The following is a 16355-nucleotide window of genomic DNA, read 5'->3' on the forward strand; positions in this document are numbered from 1 at the left end:
ACATCATGGGCTATTTTCCAAGTTGGCGTTTGACATCAAACGCCGTCGTGCTTCCTGACGAGCGCCTGCCAGCCGCCGCCGCCATACCGATGGGCGTGCAGCATCTTCTCGCAATGTCGGGCTCGACCATCGTCGCCCCACTGCTGATGGGTTTCGATCCCAATGTGGCCGTCTTCTTCTCCGGTATCGGCACGCTTCTGTTCTTCGTGCTGACGGCAGGTCGTGTGCCAAGCTATCTCGGCTCGTCCTTCGCGTTTATCGCGGTCGTGATCGCCGCAACCGGTTATAGCGGTTCCGGCCCCAATCCCAATATCGCCATCGCGCTCGGCGGCATCATTGCCTGCGGCGCGCTCTATGCCCTTATCGGCCTTGTGGTCATGGCCATCGGCACAGGCTGGGTCGAACGACTGATGCCTCCAGTCGTCACCGGCGCCATCGGCGTTTCCATCGGCCTCAACCTTGCGCCGGTCGCCGTCGGCCAGTTGAAGGGAAGCGGCACGCACATCACCATCGCGCTGCTCACCGTTCTCTGCATGGCGATGATCGCAGCCTATGGACCCCGTGGAACCAAGCGCCTGTCGGTGCTCTTCGCACTGCTGTTCGGCTATCTTCTCGTCCTGATCCTCGGCAACGGCCTCGGCATCGTGCCCGGCATCGATTTCACCGCCGTCAGCAACGCGGCCTGGTTCGGCCTGCCGCATTTCACCGCGCCGGAATTTAACTGGCAGGCGATCACCCTCATCGCGCCGGTCGCCGTCGTTCTGGTGGCTGAAAATCTCGGTCATATCAAAGCGCTCGGCTCCATCACCGGCCAGAACATGGATCGCTACATCGGCCGCGGCTTCCTCGGCGATGGCATCGCCACCATGATTTCCGGCTCGGGCGGCGGCACCGGCGTCACCACCTATGCCGAAAATATCGGCGTCATGGCGATGACCAAAGTTTATTCGACACTGATCTTTGTCATTGCGGCCGTCATGGCACTGATCCTCGGCATGTCGCCGAAATTCGGCGCGATCCTGCAGACCATCCCTGCCCCGGTTCTGGCGGGTCTTGCCGTTTCAGTGTTCGGCCTGATCGCCTCGGCAATGGCCCGCATCTGGATCGTCAATAAGGTGGACTTCGCGGATTCCCGCAATCTCTTCACCGCTGGCGTGGCGCTGATTTTCGGCGCCGGCGACTTCACGCTGAAGATCGGCGATTTCGCTCTTGGCGGTATTGCAACATCGACGCTTGCCGCTCTCGTCTTCTATCAGTTGCTCGGCATTGGTCGCAGCGAGAAACCTGCGGCATAAGACAAAGGGGAGCGGGCACTTGTCCCGCTCCTTCCATGCTGAAGCAGCTCATACTTGATCGACATCAATTACTGTATTTTTGTATTCGTCTATGTCTGTGAACGAAGATCATCCGGATGAGACGGGCTCATGTTATCAGACCTTTTCGAACACAACCGGCAATGGGCAGCGGAAAAGCGCCAGGAAGACCCTGAATATTTCAGCCGGCTGTCATCGATGCAGCGTCCGGAATATCTCTGGATCGGATGTTCGGACAGTCGCGTTCCGGCCAATGTCGTCACCGGATTGCAGCCGGGCGAAGTCTTCGTACACCGCAATGTCGCCAATCTCGTCCATCGCGCCGATCTGAACCTTCTGTCGGTGCTTGAGTTTGCCGTCGAGGTGTTGGAGATCAAGCACATCATCGTCTGCGGCCATTACGGATGCGGTGGCGTGCGTGCTGCCATGGCCGGATATGGCCACGGCATCATCGACAACTGGCTCCAGCCGGTTCGCGATATTGCGCAGGCAAATGAACAGGAGCTGGACGGTTTTGCTGATCCCGAAGAACGTCTGAACCGGCTTTGCGAGCTGACCGTGGCCTCGCAGGTGGAAAGCCTGTCGCGCACGCCGGTTCTGCAATCGGCCTGGAAACAGAACAAGGATATCGTCGTGCATGGCTGGATTTACGGCCTCAAAGATGGCCTGTTGCGCGACCTCGAATGCGATTGCACGAAAAGCGTGCTGCGTTTTTCGTGTCAGCCAGCGGGATAATCCGCAAGCAGCTTTTCGGCCCTGACACGCATGTCCGATCCGAGCTCGGTCGAACGTCGCGCAATCTTGTCGAAACAAACCGTAGTCGTCTCATTGACCGCGCGCAGTTCGCCGTCCAGCGAACCCACCATGATCTGGCGAAAGGTGATCGACGAGCGCCCGACTTTCAGCACATGCGAACGGATCGTCAGCAGGTCTCCGGCTGGCACTTCCTGCTTGTATTCGGTTGTCGCGCGCACATCTGCCCAGCCAAAGCTGTCATCGGGAATTTTCCCAGCGATATGGCCCAAAAGCTGAAAGCTCGCATCATCGAACATCCCGGCATAATGCCGGACATTCATGTGCCCCATGACATCGCACACCCACGGATGCGCGACGCCAACAAAGGTAACAAGACCACTCATCGCGCCACCGATTGATAGCCACCGAGGAAAGCCGTGAGGTTATCGCCCAGCGCATCGCAAAGGTAGCCACCTTCCTGCACGATAACGGTTGGCAGCCGAAGCATCGCGATTGCTTCGGCAATCCGGCCAAAACCGCCAGTGGTGACCGACAATCCGCCGAACGGGTCGCCTTCAAATGGATCAAGGCCAAGCGCCACCACCAGCACATCCGGCGCAAAGGCTTCGATACGGCGGAAGGCCGTGTCGAGTGACGCAAGGAATTCGGCATCGCCGGATTTGCGCGGCAGCGGCAGGTTGAGATTGTAACCAAGCCCCGCACCCTCGCCGCGCTCATCGGCATGGCCCCAGAAAAATGGATAGAAGCGCACCGGATCGGCATGGATCGAGACGGTCAGCACGTCGGGACGGGCATAGAATATGCCTTGCGTCCCGTTACCGTGATGCAGATCAACGTCTAGAATCGCCACGCGCTCGGCTTTCGAGCGCAGGCGCTGGGCTGCGACCGCCGAATTATTGACGAAGCAGAAACCGCCAGCCACATCGGCAAAGGCATGATGCCCCGGGGGACGGCAGAGCGCATAGGCCGCGACCTCGCCTGCAAGCACCGCATCGGCGGCATCGACCGCGCTCCATGCGCTCCAGCACACGCTTTCCCAAGTATGTTCAGCAATCGGGCACGCCGTATCAGCCATGTGATAGCCAACCTGCCCCACGGCAGACGCCGGATAGCGGCCATCACGCGCCAGCGGGTGGATATTCGGGATCACCTCTTCCGAAGCCTCATCAATACGCCGCCAACGGGCATAGATGTGCTGGAGGAATTCAAGATATTCCGGCGTATGCACGGCTGCAATCGGGCCCAGACCATGATTTTGCGGACGGATGATTTCGTAGCCTGCGGCCTTCGCGCCGGCGAGCAGGCGCTCGACACGTTCCGGCTGTTCGGGGTTAGGCTGCGGCGCACCGCTGGAAAGAAAGGCTTTCGGGTCGTGACGCTTCTGCTCGACAGCGTAAAAGGCTTTCATGATTACTCCCTGATTTGATTGATACGCGCCAAGCGGGCGAAATCATCGCCATAGGCACCGTGATCGCGGTCGGCTTCAATCCAGCCGATACCCAGCCGGTCATAAAATCTTTGCGCTGCGACATTGTCCCGGTCCACGGCCAGCCGCAGATAGACGCCGCCACGCGCCATCGACCAGGAGGCGACATGACGCAAAAGCACCTCGCCGATCCCCTTGCCGCGAAAGGTTTCGTCGACATAGAGGTCCTGCACGTAGACGCCCGGTTTGCCCAACCATGTCGAGAAGATCGGGAAGAACAGGGCAAGACCGGCAAACCTATCGTCCACCTCGGCGATCAGACTGGTGAAAGCCGCATAGGGACCAAAACCATAACAGCGGAAATCCTCAACCGTGCTGGAGATTTTGTCTGTAGCGCCAAGTCCTGCGCCCATCGTGCAGATTGCTGCGTGAATCTGTTCGGCATCGGCAAGTTCGCCAAGCCGAACCACGACGCCGGTTTTACTGTCCAACACGATCTTCGGCATCAGAGCATTTCCTGTTTTGATTGAATCATTGGAAACTCTCGATCCTTTTGTTTTTACGCATGTCTTTATCCCGAAACCGGTTCCCACTTTCGGGAGACATGCTCTAGAACGCCACCCTGTCTCCACCTTTGAGACCCAGATATTCACGCGCCTCGTCAGGCGTTGCAACGTCCAGCGACAGGCCGTCAAGAATGCTGCGGATGCGCCGCACCTGATCGGCATTGCTTTTGGCAAGCTGGCCACGCCCGTCATAAAGGCTGTCTTCCAGCCCGACGCGAACATTGCCGCCCATCGCCGCTGCCATGGTAATCATCGGAATCTGGTGCCGTCCCGCCGCCAGCACGGAGAAGGAATAGTCGTCTCCGAACAGCTTGTCGGCGATCCGCTTCATATGCATGAGATTATCCGGATCGGCCCCGATACCACCCAGAACCCCGAAGACGAACTGGATAAACAGATGGCCGGACACCAGCCCCCGGTCGCGGAAATGCGCCAGCGAATAGAGATGGCCGACATCGTAGCATTCGAATTCGAAACGGGTGCCACAGCCTTGGCCGAGACTGGTCAGAATGCCTTCCATATCCGCGAAAGTGTTCTTGAAGATCGAATGGCGGGTGGCCTCCAGCAGTTCCGGCTCCCACGCGTGTTTCCATTCACGCGGCTTGTCGAGTGCCGGAAACAGCGCGAAATTCATCGAGCCCATATTGAGCGAACACATTTCCGGTTGCGCCTTAAGCGGCGCGGCCAACCGGTCTTCCAGTGTCATCAGCGACGAGCCGCCAGTGGAGATATTCACCACCGCCGCCGTCGATTGCTTGATGCGCGGAAGAAACTGCATGAACAGGTCCGGATTGGCGGACGGCCTGCCGTCGCGTGGATCGCGGGCGTGAAGATGCAGGATGGATGCGCCCGCTTCCGCCGCCGCAATGGCTTCGCTCGCAATCTCGTCGGGCGTCACCGGCAGATGCGGCGACATGGAGGGCGTATGGACGGAGCCTGTCACCGCGCAGGTGATGATCACCTTGCGACGCGTCTTCTTCTTGTCGGTCATGATCCGGTTTCCTTAGGCGTTCACAGGCAGTTTGAGTTCACGCGCCAGAACCTCCAGCGTATCACCGAGAATGGCGGTGATCTCGCCGACCTGTTCGCGGCTCACGATCATTGGCGGGCAGACGAGGAAATGATCGCCCTCGACGCCGCCGCGCGTGCGGCGCGAATAGATGATGAGCCCGCGTTCATAGGCGAGATCGACCATGCGCTGATGGGCGTTCAGTTCCTTCGGCAGCGGCTTCATGGTTTCGGGGTCAGAAACAAACTCGGCAGCCAGCAGCAGGCCTTTGCCGCGCACGTCGCCGATGAAGGGGAAGCGTTTCGCAAGCCCTTCCAGCTCACCCTTCAATGCATCGCCCATGCGATCGGCATTGCCGACCAGATCGAGACGATCGATCTCCTGCAGCACGGCCTTGCCCGCGGCACAGGCCAGCGGATTGCCGGCATAAGTGAAGCCATGCAGAAAGCCCCCGGCATCCAAAACCGGCTGGACGATGCGGGCCGGTGCCGCCATCGCGCCAAGCGGGCAATAACCGGAGGCAAAGCCCTTGGAAAGCGCGATCAGATCAGGCTTGCAGTTCCAGTGATCACCGCCCAAAAACTTGCCGGTGCGCCCGGCACCGCTCATCACCTCGTCATGAATCAACAGGATGCCATAACGGTCGCAGATTTCGCGGATGCGCGGATAATAGCTGTCGGGCGCAACCAGCGCGCCGGTGGACGCTCCGCCGATCGGCTCCATGATGAAGGCAAGCACGCTTTCAGGACCTTCTTCCTGAATCTTCTCCTCCAGCATGTCGGCATATTTCTGCCCGCGTTGCTCCATCGTGAGATTATCGCGGTCGAGATAGGCGGTCGGAGCCGGGACTTTCGGCATTTCGCGCATGATGGGCGCGAAGGGCTCGCTCAGGGCCGCGTAGCCGGTGACAGCCAACGCGCCAAGCGTGCCGCCGTGATAGGACGGAAAGCGCGAAATCACTTTCCAGCGCTTGCCCTGCCCGGTCGCGACTGCCCATTGACGGGCGAGCTTGATGCAGGATTCGACCGCTTCCGAACCGCCGGAAACGAAGAATATCTTGTCCAGCCCTTCCGGCATACGCTCGGCGGCCATGCGTGCCAGATCTTCCGCCGGTTCGTTTTCAAAGTGCAGGCGATAGGCGAAGGTCACGCGGTCCATCTGCTCTTTCATGGCATCGAGCACGTTGCGATTGCCATGGCCGATATTGACCACCATCGCGCCGCTCGACCCGTCGATGACGCGGCGTCCGTCCTGATCCCAGATATAGATGCCTTCGGCACGATCCACCAGCGGCCTGCGCAGGCGTGACTGGTAGAAAAGATGCGATGCCGGGCGTTCGTTCTGTGCTTTTGTGTTGAGCATGGCGTTACTCTGTCAGCGCTTGAGATATTGGTTGAGAACATTGGCGGTCACACGCTCGACCATGCGGTCGCCGCGTTTGAGAGCCGCTACCCACTCGCAGCTTCCGGCGTGGAAGACCTCGCCCTTGCCGCGTGGGAAATTGACGATCATGCCGCAGCCGCGCTTGATGCGTTCGACGGCTGCATCACCATTGTCGCCGATCAGCGTATCGGCCACGAATTTGGCATCGGCATCGGAGAGGAACTGGTCGTCGGCTGGAATATCCGCACTCTCCTCCTTGAGAGACGACATGCCGAGCGCCAGAATCTGCAGTCCATCGGGAGCGCCACTGCCCTCCTCCGGCTCCGGCAATCCTCCCCGGATCACATAGTCGAGCCCGTCAACCTCATAGCCGAAGGCATGGCCTTCCGAGCCCAGGAGATCGCCGTAATAGATGCCGGTTCCCGCAAAGGCCCAATGCTCTGGGCGATAGACCGGGAAGCCGCGTACGCCGCGCGGGGCACAACCGCCCCAGCCGACGTAAAGCCCGCGCAACGCATTGAGGCCGAAAGTTTCGGCAGCAGGCCGTCCGGTTTCAGTCGCTTCCCAGCACCCGCTGGTGCGACGCGGATCAGCGGAGCGATAGACCGGGTCTTCGGCGCGGGCGCGATACTTGTAGCAGGTCTGGCGCTTGCCATTGTCCTCAAGCCGTGTCTGCCACATGAAATTGCCCGCAAAACGGGCCGCACGACCGCCGCCATCGACATAATTATCGACGGCATCACGCATTTCCCACGTCCAGTACTCGTCGTGGCCGACAAAGGCAACGCAGTCATAACCCTCGAGGATTTCCGGCGAGAAATGCAGCTCATGCTGGCTGGCAAGATCGACCGCATAGCCTTCCCGCTCCGCCCAGCGGAAGAACAGGCTGTCATAACTTGCCCAGCCGGAAGAGGTATATTTCTTGGAATAGCCGTTGGCGTAGGCCCATTCCATATGCGGATAGCGCGGCGGCGCGGCAGGCGGCGTCACAATTTCCAGCGGAACACGAGGCGCATCGGACGGCAGGACAACAAAGCCACGGCAGAACGGGCGCTCGATGCTCACCGTCGTTGCATATTGATCGCCATTCGGCCCTGTGATGCCCTGATAATGGTTGGAGCCGCCCCAGGTATTATAGGCCGTCCATGTGCCGGTTGCAGCCACCTGCAGGATACGACCCGGCTTACGGCCCGCTGCTGGGCGCAGGATGAAAAGGTGATGGCAATGGATCGGCTGACCGTCATTGCCATGCGCCTTCAACGTGATGCGATAAGCACCGGAAGGCCAGTTCTCATCCGTCTTGAAATCGAAAGTCGTTTCCCAGCCGCAACCGACAACCGAACATTGCGCCGGTGTTTCCTGCCATTTGCAGTCAATCCCGCGTTTGGAGAAGACCGGCGTTTCGACCGCCCCATCCCGCACAATCTCGATATCGAAACGCGAGGCCGTTGCGCTCACCTGTAGATGAACCGTCGCACCCGGAAGATAGGAATAGGCGTCGGTATAGCACCAGATTTCGCCGCGAGGCCCGTCCATGCCAGGATATTCGTAATAATGGCCAAGCACGGCTTCACGCCGCTGCGCCGGGGTCAGCCCGAAATCAGGAAAGTCGTTGAGGTGTCTCTCGCTCATTCTGATACCTCACGCAGCCAGATATTTCTTGAGGAAGGAGCGGGTACGCTCCTGCACCGGATTGCTCAAAATCTGATCCGGCGATCCCTCTTCCACCACCACGCCGCCATCCATGAACAGGATGCGGTCAGCCACCTCGCCCGCAAAACGCATCTCGTGCGTGACGATCAGCATCGTCATATGTTCGGCGGCAAGCTGCTTCATGACGGCATTGACTTCGTCCACCAGCTCGGGATCGAGCGCCGAAGTAGCCTCGTCGAACAGCATCACCTTCGGCTGCATGGCGAGCGCACGTGCAATGGCCACGCGCTGCTTCTGACCGCCCGACAGGCGCGAAGGGTAAACGTCGATCTTGTCGGCAAGCCCCACCTTCGACAAAAGCTCCAGCGCCAGTGTGCGGGCCGCATCCTTGCCCATGCCCTTGAGCTTGATCGGACCGAGCGTAATGTTTTCCAGCACCGTCAGATGCGGAAACAGGTTGAAGTGCTGGAACACCATGCCCATCTGCTGGCGCACCGCATTGATGTGCTTTTCGAAGGCCTGTCCTGCCAGCGGCTGGTTGACCTGCACGCCATCGAGCCAGACTTCGCCACCATTCAGCGTTTCCAGATGATTGATCGAACGCAGAAGCGTGCTTTTGCCGGAACCGCTGGGACCGATGATCGCCACGATCTGGCCGCGCGCCACTGAAAGGTCGATGCCTTTCAGCACTTCCAGCGCGCCGTAAGCCTTCCGGGCATCCTTCACTTCGACCATCGGTTTTGCCGATTTGGAGCTGCTCATCGCGTGACCTCCACTTTTCTTTCAATGCGCCGCAGGCCTGCCTCAAGGACGAGATTGACCACGTAATAGATGGCCGCGACGGTGATATAGAATTCAAACGGGCTGAAGGTTTCGCTGATGGCAAGCTGGGCGCTGTGCACCAGTTCCGCAATGCCGATGATCGAAACCAGCGACGTGTCCTTCAGAAGAACGATCATGTTGTTGCCAATGGGCGGGATCGTGTTGCGGATCGCCTGCGGAATGACAACATAACGCAAAGCCTGACCGTGGCTGAAACCGATGGAACGGGCGCCTTCCATCTGGCCGGGATCGACAGCCACAATGCCTGCCCGGATGATGTCGGCATTATAGACCGCGAAGTGCAGGCTAAGGCCGATAATGCCAGCGCCGAGGGCGGGAATATTGATGCCGATCTGTACCAGCCCGAAATAGATCAGGAACAGTTGCAGCAGAAGCGGCGTTCCCATGAACAGCCACATGAAGAAGCGCACCGGATAGGCCAGAATGGCAGGCGCATAAAGCACAACCAGCGCAAATGCGATCCCCAGCACGAAGCTCAAGAATGCCGACGAAACGGTCAGAACCAGCGTCCACCAAAGGCCGATCAGAAGCAGATCCGTATAGGGAGTGACGATGCTGAAATCGAGGGCTTGCATCCAGTCCTCCCTCACTGCGCCGCGAAGCGCTTGTCGAGGAGATCGACCCCGCGCGCCACGATATAGATGATGATCATGTAGAGAACGGCTGCAACGCCGAAAATCTCGAACGGTTTGTAGGTCGAACCGATGAAACGCTGCGCCGTATAGGTCAGCTCAACCACCGAAATGGTCGAGACCAGCGCCGAACCCTTCAAAAGGGCAATAGCGTTGACGCCCAGCGGACGGATCATGAGGCGAGCGGCCTGCGGCAGCACGACGAACCGCATGGTCTGGCCACGCCCGAAGCCGATGGAGCGCGCGGCTTCGCTCTGGCCGCGATCAACGCTCTGGATCGCGCCACGGATCGATTCCGACATATAGGCGCCGATGTTTAAACCCAACCCGATGACGCCAGCGGCAAACGGTTCCAGATTGATGCCGATCTGCGGACCGCCGAAATAGAGAATGAAGAGCTGCACAAGGCAAGGCGTGCCGCGAAAGACACTGACATAGGCAGTTGCAAGTCCGCGCAGAATGGGGGAACGAGACAAGCGGCCCGCCACGAGTATTGCGGCCACCGCAAAGCCCAGGATCAGGGCCAGCGCGGAAATTTGCACAGTTACCCATGCCGCCTCCAGAAAGAACGGGAGGACGCGCTGCATCAACGCAAAATCCATCGGAAAACTCCGGTCAATCGGTTCTCAACCGGCCCGGACATATGCCGGGCCGGAATGACGACGTATCAGCGAATGTCGCTGCCGACCCATTCCATCGAGATCTTTTCATAGGTGCCATCGGCCATGATCTCGTCGAGAGCTTTCTGCATCGCTGCCTTCAGCTCGGGATTGTTCTTGCGAATGGCGATACCGATTGCAACGCTGCCGCCTTCAATGTCCGGCGTATCGAGCTTGCGGACTTTCTGTCCGGTTTCCTTGATCGCCACCATGACCGGGATGTTGTCGACGACAATGGCGTCGACACGACCCGAATTCAGTTCAAGCATCAGTTCCGGCAGACCCTTATAGGTGCGAATGGTCCAGCCACCCTGTTCTCGCGCCCACTTCTCATGGGTTTCACCAAGCGTTACGCCCAGTGTCTTGCCCTTGAGATCGTCGAGCTTCTGAACGGCGGAATCTTCCTTCACGAAAACCGCGCGGCCCGCGTGATAATATGGTCCCACAAAGTCCACTGCCTTCTCGCGTTCCGGCGTGATCGTCATGGAGCCGACCACCGTGTCGAACTTCCCCGCCCGAAGACCGGCAACGATACCGTCCCATGCGGTGGTGATGAGCTGTGGCTTCAACTGCATGCGCTCGGCAATCGCCGAACCGATGGAAGCATCGAAACCCACGACCTCGTTCTTCTCATTGACGAAATTGAACGGCGGGTACTGGCCGCTCATGGCGATCTTCAGTTCGCCCGATGCCTTGATCTTTTCAAGATCATCCGCCTGTGCGGACGCAACCGCAAAAACTGCGGTAGCGGCAATCGCAGCAGCGGCAATGAAACCCGTGAATTTGTTAAACATGCTGTTCCCGACTTCCTCTTGTTTGTTTTTCTTGAGGCTATTTGATGCCTCCCAATTTTCATGATTGCTTTTATGGATTCATTTCGCAAATAGATAATGGGAATGGATTGCATAGATTTCATGAATGGATAAAGCCATGTCGCTGCACCGCCCCGAGCGCCTTGTCTGGGATCTGGACTGGAACCTTCTGCGCAGTTTCGTGGTGATTGCTGAAGTGAAAAGCATCACCCGCGCTGCGGAACGGCTCAATCTCAAGCAACCAAGTGTGAGCAATGCGCTGCGCCGGCTGGAAGACCGCATCGGCCAGCGACTGGTGGAGCGTGACGCCACCCATTTTGAGCTGACCGAAGTCGGCAAACTGCTCTATGAACAGAGCATCGAAGTCTTCGGCGCTATTTCGCAACTGCCGCAGCTTGTGCGTGGGGTCGGTGACGATGTAACCGGCCATGTCACCATATCGGTGGCCAGTCACATTGTTTCGCCGATCTTCGACCGGGCGCTTGAACTTTTTCACGAACAGCACCCGCGAGCGACGCTGACGATCAATGTATCCGCCAGCACCGAAGTCGCGCGACTGGTTCGGGAGAAGCGCGCTTCTTTCGGTCTTGGGCTGGTGAGCAATCGTGATCCCGCGCTCGACTACATCATGGTCTATCGTGAGTTCTTCGGGTTTTTCTGCGGCCCCCGACACCGGATGTTCGGCCAGTCCGGGTTGACGCTTGCCGATCTGAAGGGAGAACCGTCGGTTTCATTCCAGACCGACCACATTGCTGACGCGCTGCGCCCGGTAGCTCTGCTGCGCAGTGAGGCGCGGCTTTCACCGGATGTCGTCGGCACCTCGTCGAGCCTTGAAGAAGTGCGCCGGATGATCATTACCGGCCTTGGTATCGGCCCGCTTCCGCTGCATGTGGCGCGACGCGAGATCGATGACGGCCTTCTCTGGCGTTTGCCGCCTTACGATAACCCGCCCGCTATCGATGTTTTCCTGATCCACAATCCGGAAACCAATCTCAACAAGGCCGAGAAAGCCATGCTGGCCGGATTGAAGGGATTGATCGTTTCCACACCGCTTGAAGACCGTATTTACGGAGATTGACGAGCGGGCCCTACCCGCTCGTCCTTATTTAGCTACTCTGCCGCTTCTGCTGCGCACAGCGCGTCGCATTCGACTGCTTCCCGCGTGCCGGACAGGCTGGCCTGACCAAGCGCGACGGTTGCGACCGCGCTGAGGCTGGCGACAACAGAAACCCAGAAGCCGTTTGCTGCACCGAAATTGTCGACCACCCAACCGGAAACGAACGCACCAAACGCCATTCCGATGCCGATGCCCGTCATGACCCAGGTAATGCCTTCGGTCAGCATAGTCTCAGGCACGCGGCGTTCGATAAGGCCGAAGGCCGTGATGAATGTCGGAGAAATCGCAACACCGCTGACGAACACCGCCACGGCAAGAAGCGTGGTCGATGTGCCAGCGAAGGGTAATGGCAAGGCAGTCAGTGCCAGCACGCTGACGGCAATCATCAACTGGCGCTGCAGAGGCATCCGAAGCGACAATGCACCGAGCGTTATCCCCACAAGAAACGAACCGATGGCATAGACACCGATCACAAGGCTGGCCGCACCGGGCTGACCAAGCTCGCTTGTGATCGCCACAGCACTGACTTCGGCTGTCGCAAAGGTGGAGCCGACGAAGATAAGTGCCAGCGTGATGATCTGAACGGGACGCGACCAGATAGCGGAACGTTGCGGGCTGTCCTGATCGAGCGCACGAACTGGCGGTTCACTGGAGCGCTGCAGGAGGAAGGCGATCGTGCCCACGGCCAGAAAAGCCGTGCTGATAAGCATCCCCGCTTCGGGGAAAAGGGACACCGCCAGCGCCACGGAAAGGGAAGCGCCTGAAATATAGACCAGTTCATCCGCCGCCGACTCGAATGCGAAAGCGGTGTTCAGTTCGGGGCGATTGCGGAAAATTTCCGTCCATCTTGCCCTTACCATGGCCGGGATGCTGGGCATGGCACCGGCAAAAAATGCCGAGACGAACAATGTCCAGTTTGCCCAGCCCTGATTTGTCGCTACGAGCAGAAAGGCGAAGGCTATCACCGAAACGACCGTGGCAGGCATGACGATGTGGCTTTGTCCGTAACGGTCGACAAGGCGTGAAATCTGCGGCGCTATGAATGCATTCGTGAGCGCGAAAGTGGCAGACACCGCGCCCGCCAGCCAATATTCGCCGTGCGTCTGCGCAAGCATGGCCACGATGCCGACAGGGGCCATCGCGATGGGAAGACGGGCGAAAAAGGCCGCCGCCGAAAAGCCGATAGCGCCTGGGGCGCTGAAAATTTCTCTATATGGATTGGACATCGGAGTGGGTCCTTGAAAGGGGAAATTACAACACTTGCATACGGTCCGTATGTTAATTAAATAATTGATACGCGGCGTATGTCAACTAATATACGCAGCGTATGCAAATAAAAGGAATCATGATGCGTAAACCGCGAAGCGAAATGATTGCTGAAACGAGGACGAAGCTGATGGCTGCGGGCCGCAAGGCTTTCGGGACCGTTGGTTACACTGAGGCTTCGATGGATGATTTTACAGCCTCTGCCGGGCTGACACGCGGCGCGCTCTATCATCATTTCGGCGACAAGAAAGGCCTTCTGCAGGCCGTAATCAACGAAATCGATTGCGAGATGGCCGCAAGGCTGTGCACGATTTCCGCCAAGGCACCCGACCGCTGGCAGGGCTTTGTCGACGAGAATACGGCCTATATCGAAATGGCACTGGAACCGGAAATCCAGCGCATCATGTTTCGCGACGGACCGGCGGTGTTCGGCGATCCCTCCAGCTGGCCGAGCGCCAATGGCTGTATCCGCACGATAACGACCAGCCTCGTCGCATTGCATGAAGAAGGTGTCATCGTCGATATCGACTCGGAAGCCGCCGCGCGGCTGATCAATGCGGCGAGCAGTGCTGCGGCGCAATGGATTGCCAATTCAGACGATCCCGAGGCCACATCGAAGCGGGCCGTCAAGGCATTCCGGAAGCTTCTGGAAGGCCTGCTGATCCGAAAAAAATGAACTAGCCCGACACAATCGACGTGAAGTCGGTTATGCCCGCGAAGCGCGCCGCGCGAACCTTGCTATATTTGCTCTTGTCGACGACGAGATGTTTTTCGACAGCGCGCAGCATCGCCATCTGCTTGATCGGTACTTCATGGAAGTGTGAACACGTAACCCCGTGCTGCTCGTCGACGCCGCCAGCCGACAGGAAAGCTTTGTTGATGTTGACGCGCTTCAGGACGTCGATCCCCTCATCCCCTGAAAACGACGCCGCTTCCGGGTGATAAAGTCCGCCCAAAACAATAAGCCGCACATCACGGCGCTGCGACAGGATTTCCGCAATGTTGAGAGCGTAGCAGACAACCGTAATATGCTGGTTCTGCGGTATGCGGTGAGCAAGGTGCGGCATTGTCGTGCCGCAATCTATGAAAACAGTATCATAGGGTTCGATCAACGCTGCCGCTGCGGCACAAGCCTGCGCTTTGGCATTGGCATGGCTGTCTTTTTCAAAATCAAAGACATAATCGCCATTCACACCGTCCTGCGTGGGAATAATGTAACCACCCAAACAATTCAGCATCCCGCCATCGCTGCCGATATCGCGGCGAATCGTCATTTCCGACACGCCAAGACGCGCTGCCGCATCCCGCAGGCGAAGCACGCCAACGTCATCGACCAGCGCCGCCAGTTCGGCAATCCGCTCTTCCTTCCGGCTGATTCTGCTCACGCTGTCCCCAATCCTTGCGATCCGCTCACCCGTTTATACGTCCGTCACATTTCACGCAATGCGATCATCCGATCTTGACAGGCCGAACATAAATGTGAAACGATCCAAACATAATGATCGGATTGTAACATTATAATTCGCATTGTTGGGAGGATAAAACAACAGGGTTTTGCACGCCTCGAACAGAATTCCGTTCTTCGAGGACGTCAGACAGGCGGGAAAACAGATCGAATTTTCGCCCGGCCGGGAAGCCGGGCATGGAGGAGAACGCTGACGCGCCCTACCGTTCCAGGGTGCGTCAGCGTCAGCATCGTCCTACTGCAGCCAATGGCGCGGCGGGACAGGGAGTTCGGAGTTTCTTCTGGTCGAATACGCTGAAGGAGCTCCGAAATTTTGGAGTAATGCGCATCTATCCGAACCGGTCAGCGCTTTGGAGATGCGTCTTGGGAGGAAACACCGGTGAAAAAATTTCTAGCATCCGTGGCGATTGCCATGTCCGTAGCCGTTCCGCACGCTTTCGCGGAAGGCGTCGTTGATACGTCGAAGATCAACAAGGAACTGATTACCACTGCCAATGACAAGAAATACACCATCGCAACCGTCGTGAAGGTTGATGGCATTGCATGGTTCGACCGTATGCGCGACGGCGTCGACCAGTTCAAGGCAGACACCGGCAACGATGTCTGGATGGTCGGTCCGAGCCAGGCGGATGCCGCGGCACAGGTGCAGATTGTCGAAAACCTGATCGCGCAGGGCGTTGACGCCATCGCCATCGTGCCGTTCTCCGTTGAAGCCGTCGAGCCGGTTCTGAAGAAGGCGCGTGAGCGTGGCATCGTGGTCATCAGCCATGAAGCCTCCAACATCCAGAACGTCGATTACGACATCGAAGCCTTCGACAACAAGGCCTATGGCGCCAATCTCATGAAGGAACTCGGCAAGTCGATGGGTGGCAAGGGCAAGTATGTCACGACCGTCGGCAGCCTGACCTCCAAGTCGCAGATGGAATGGATCGACGGTGCCGTCGAATACCAGAAGGCCAATTTCCCGGAAATGTCGGAAGCAACTGGCCGTCTCGAAACCTATGACGATGCCAACACCGACTATAACAAGCTCAAGGAAGCGATGACCGCCTATCCGGACATCACGGGCATCCTCGGTGCGCCGATGCCGACCTCTGCCGGTGCCGGACGCCTGATCGCCGAAGGCGGCCTCAAGGGCAAGGTCTTCTTCGCGGGCACCGGTCTCGTTTCGGTCGCAGGCGAATATATCAAGAATGACGACGTTCAATATATTCAGTTCTGGGACCCGGCAGTTGCGGGCTATGCCATGAACATGCTGGCCGTCGCAGCGCTTGAAAAGAAGAACGACCAGATCAAGGCCGGTCTCAATCTGGGTCTGCCGGGCTATGAAAGCCTGCTGGCGCCTGACGCTGCCAAGCCGAACCTGCTCTATGGTGCAGGCTGGGTCGGTGTGACCAAGGAAAACATGGATAAGTACGACTTCTGATATCCATGGCTGCCTGACGGGAGGGGCTT

At 58.4% G+C, this 16355-nt stretch carries 17 protein-coding genes; 5 read left to right on the forward strand and 12 right to left on the reverse strand.

Annotated features, from left to right (window positions below):
• Positions 1-5 precede the first annotated feature (5 nt).
• On the forward strand, positions 6-1295 hold the full coding sequence (locus OHI65_RS03500; RefSeq protein ID WP_125300821.1) for a solute carrier family 23 protein: 1290 nt from the start codon (positions 6-8) through the stop codon (positions 1293-1295).
• Between the two features lie 129 nt (positions 1296-1424).
• Complete coding sequence (gene can, locus OHI65_RS03505; RefSeq protein WP_011982607.1) at positions 1425-2048, forward strand: carbonate dehydratase; 624 nt, start codon at positions 1425-1427, stop codon at positions 2046-2048.
• On the opposite strand, the gene OHI65_RS03510 is transcribed toward can, so the two are convergent.
• The 10 genes from OHI65_RS03510 to OHI65_RS03555 all read right to left on the reverse strand — a co-directional run bounded on the left by OHI65_RS03510 (position 2033) and on the right by OHI65_RS03555 (position 11034).
• Positions 2033-2452 (reverse strand): acyl-CoA thioesterase, encoded by a 420-nt coding sequence (locus OHI65_RS03510; RefSeq protein WP_125300822.1) that lies wholly within the window; start codon positions 2450-2452, stop codon positions 2033-2035. The two genes, can and OHI65_RS03510, sit on opposite strands and share 16 nt — an antisense overlap.
• Entirely contained in the window at positions 2449-3477 is a 1029-nt protein-coding gene (locus OHI65_RS03515; RefSeq protein WP_125300823.1) for a histone deacetylase family protein, read from the reverse strand. Before OHI65_RS03515 ends, OHI65_RS03510 begins: the two co-directional genes overlap by 4 nt.
• Positions 3478-3479: 2 nt before the next feature.
• A complete protein-coding gene (locus OHI65_RS03520) occupies positions 3480-4001 on the reverse strand; it encodes a GNAT family N-acetyltransferase (RefSeq protein WP_125300824.1) in 522 nt (173 codons plus the stop codon).
• Positions 4002-4104: 103 nt separating this feature from the next.
• Positions 4105-5052, reverse strand: a complete 948-nt coding sequence (locus OHI65_RS03525) for a 3-keto-5-aminohexanoate cleavage protein (RefSeq protein ID WP_010660814.1) — start codon at positions 5050-5052, stop codon at positions 4105-4107.
• A 12-nt stretch (positions 5053-5064) separates the two neighbouring features.
• Positions 5065-6432, reverse strand: coding sequence for an aspartate aminotransferase family protein (locus OHI65_RS03530; protein ID WP_264358735.1), 1368 nt, complete (start codon positions 6430-6432; stop codon positions 5065-5067).
• A gap of 12 nt (positions 6433-6444) precedes the next feature.
• On the reverse strand, positions 6445-8085 hold the full coding sequence (locus OHI65_RS03535; RefSeq protein WP_125300826.1) for a N,N-dimethylformamidase beta subunit family domain-containing protein: 1641 nt from the start codon (positions 8083-8085) through the stop codon (positions 6445-6447).
• A 9-nt stretch (positions 8086-8094) separates the two neighbouring features.
• Positions 8095-8841, reverse strand: coding sequence for an amino acid ABC transporter ATP-binding protein (locus OHI65_RS03540; RefSeq protein ID WP_125300864.1), 747 nt, complete (start codon positions 8839-8841; stop codon positions 8095-8097).
• 23 nt (positions 8842-8864) lie between these two features.
• A complete protein-coding gene (locus OHI65_RS03545; RefSeq protein ID WP_125300827.1) occupies positions 8865-9524 on the reverse strand; it encodes an amino acid ABC transporter permease in 660 nt (219 codons plus the stop codon).
• An 11-nt stretch (positions 9525-9535) separates the two neighbouring features.
• Positions 9536-10183, reverse strand: a complete 648-nt coding sequence (locus tag OHI65_RS03550) for an amino acid ABC transporter permease (protein WP_125300828.1) — start codon at positions 10181-10183, stop codon at positions 9536-9538.
• Positions 10184-10248: 65 nt separating this feature from the next.
• Positions 10249-11034 (reverse strand): ABC transporter substrate-binding protein, encoded by a 786-nt coding sequence (locus OHI65_RS03555; protein WP_125300829.1) that lies wholly within the window; start codon positions 11032-11034, stop codon positions 10249-10251.
• A 136-nt stretch (positions 11035-11170) separates the two neighbouring features.
• Between OHI65_RS03555 and OHI65_RS03560 the strand changes: the two genes are divergently transcribed.
• Positions 11171-12130: a LysR family transcriptional regulator gene (locus OHI65_RS03560; RefSeq protein ID WP_125300830.1), complete on the forward strand. Its 960-nt coding sequence runs from the start codon at positions 11171-11173 to the stop codon at positions 12128-12130.
• A gap of 32 nt (positions 12131-12162) precedes the next feature.
• Here OHI65_RS03560 and OHI65_RS03565 read toward each other — a convergent pair whose 3' ends face one another.
• On the reverse strand, positions 12163-13395 hold the full coding sequence (locus OHI65_RS03565; RefSeq protein ID WP_125300831.1) for an MFS transporter: 1233 nt from the start codon (positions 13393-13395) through the stop codon (positions 12163-12165).
• 122 nt (positions 13396-13517) lie between these two features.
• On the opposite strand from OHI65_RS03565, the gene OHI65_RS03570 reads away from it, so the two are divergent.
• The gene (locus OHI65_RS03570) at positions 13518-14111 is read left to right on the forward strand and encodes a TetR/AcrR family transcriptional regulator (RefSeq protein WP_125300865.1); all 594 of its coding nucleotides are present in this window, start codon (positions 13518-13520) and stop codon (positions 14109-14111) included.
• Between the two features lies 1 nt (position 14112).
• On the opposite strand, the gene OHI65_RS03575 is transcribed toward OHI65_RS03570, so the two are convergent.
• Entirely contained in the window at positions 14113-14820 is a 708-nt protein-coding gene (locus OHI65_RS03575) for a DeoR/GlpR family DNA-binding transcription regulator (RefSeq protein WP_125300832.1), read from the reverse strand.
• A gap of 459 nt (positions 14821-15279) precedes the next feature.
• Here OHI65_RS03575 and OHI65_RS03580 point away from each other — a divergent pair, with 459 nt between their 5' ends.
• Positions 15280-16326, forward strand: a complete 1047-nt coding sequence (locus OHI65_RS03580) for an autoinducer 2 ABC transporter substrate-binding protein (RefSeq protein WP_011982592.1) — start codon at positions 15280-15282, stop codon at positions 16324-16326.
• Positions 16327-16355 lie beyond the last annotated feature (29 nt).

Source organism: Brucella sp. MAB-22 (genome assembly GCF_025908475.1).
In the GTDB taxonomy this organism is placed as follows: Bacteria; Pseudomonadota; Alphaproteobacteria; order Rhizobiales; family Rhizobiaceae; genus Brucella; species Brucella anthropi.

What these genes read in the sequence shown, in the direction of transcription:
- OHI65_RS03500 (WP_125300821.1), top strand. Translation starts at nt 6, where the DNA reads ATGGGCTATTTTCCAAGTTGGCGTTTGACATCAAACGCCGTCGTGCTT.
- can (WP_011982607.1), top strand. Translation starts at nt 1,425, where the DNA reads ATGTTATCAGACCTTTTCGAACACAACCGGCAATGGGCAGCGGAAAAG.
- OHI65_RS03510 (WP_125300822.1), bottom strand. Translation starts at nt 2,452, where the DNA reads ATGAGTGGTCTTGTTACCTTTGTTGGCGTCGCGCATCCGTGGGTGTGC.
- OHI65_RS03515 (WP_125300823.1), bottom strand. Translation starts at nt 3,477, where the DNA reads ATGAAAGCCTTTTACGCTGTCGAGCAGAAGCGTCACGACCCGAAAGCC.
- OHI65_RS03520 (WP_125300824.1), bottom strand. Translation starts at nt 4,001, where the DNA reads ATGCCGAAGATCGTGTTGGACAGTAAAACCGGCGTCGTGGTTCGGCTT.
- OHI65_RS03525 (WP_010660814.1), bottom strand. Translation starts at nt 5,052, where the DNA reads ATGACCGACAAGAAGAAGACGCGTCGCAAGGTGATCATCACCTGCGCG.
- OHI65_RS03530 (WP_264358735.1), bottom strand. Translation starts at nt 6,432, where the DNA reads ATGCTCAACACAAAAGCACAGAACGAACGCCCGGCATCGCATCTTTTC.
- OHI65_RS03535 (WP_125300826.1), bottom strand. Translation starts at nt 8,085, where the DNA reads ATGAGCGAGAGACACCTCAACGACTTTCCTGATTTCGGGCTGACCCCG.
- OHI65_RS03540 (WP_125300864.1), bottom strand. Translation starts at nt 8,841, where the DNA reads ATGGTCGAAGTGAAGGATGCCCGGAAGGCTTACGGCGCGCTGGAAGTG.
- OHI65_RS03545 (WP_125300827.1), bottom strand. Translation starts at nt 9,524, where the DNA reads ATGCAAGCCCTCGATTTCAGCATCGTCACTCCCTATACGGATCTGCTT.
- OHI65_RS03550 (WP_125300828.1), bottom strand. Translation starts at nt 10,183, where the DNA reads ATGGATTTTGCGTTGATGCAGCGCGTCCTCCCGTTCTTTCTGGAGGCG.
- OHI65_RS03555 (WP_125300829.1), bottom strand. Translation starts at nt 11,034, where the DNA reads ATGTTTAACAAATTCACGGGTTTCATTGCCGCTGCTGCGATTGCCGCT.
- OHI65_RS03560 (WP_125300830.1), top strand. Translation starts at nt 11,171, where the DNA reads ATGTCGCTGCACCGCCCCGAGCGCCTTGTCTGGGATCTGGACTGGAAC.
- OHI65_RS03565 (WP_125300831.1), bottom strand. Translation starts at nt 13,395, where the DNA reads ATGTCCAATCCATATAGAGAAATTTTCAGCGCCCCAGGCGCTATCGGC.
- OHI65_RS03570 (WP_125300865.1), top strand. Translation starts at nt 13,518, where the DNA reads ATGCGTAAACCGCGAAGCGAAATGATTGCTGAAACGAGGACGAAGCTG.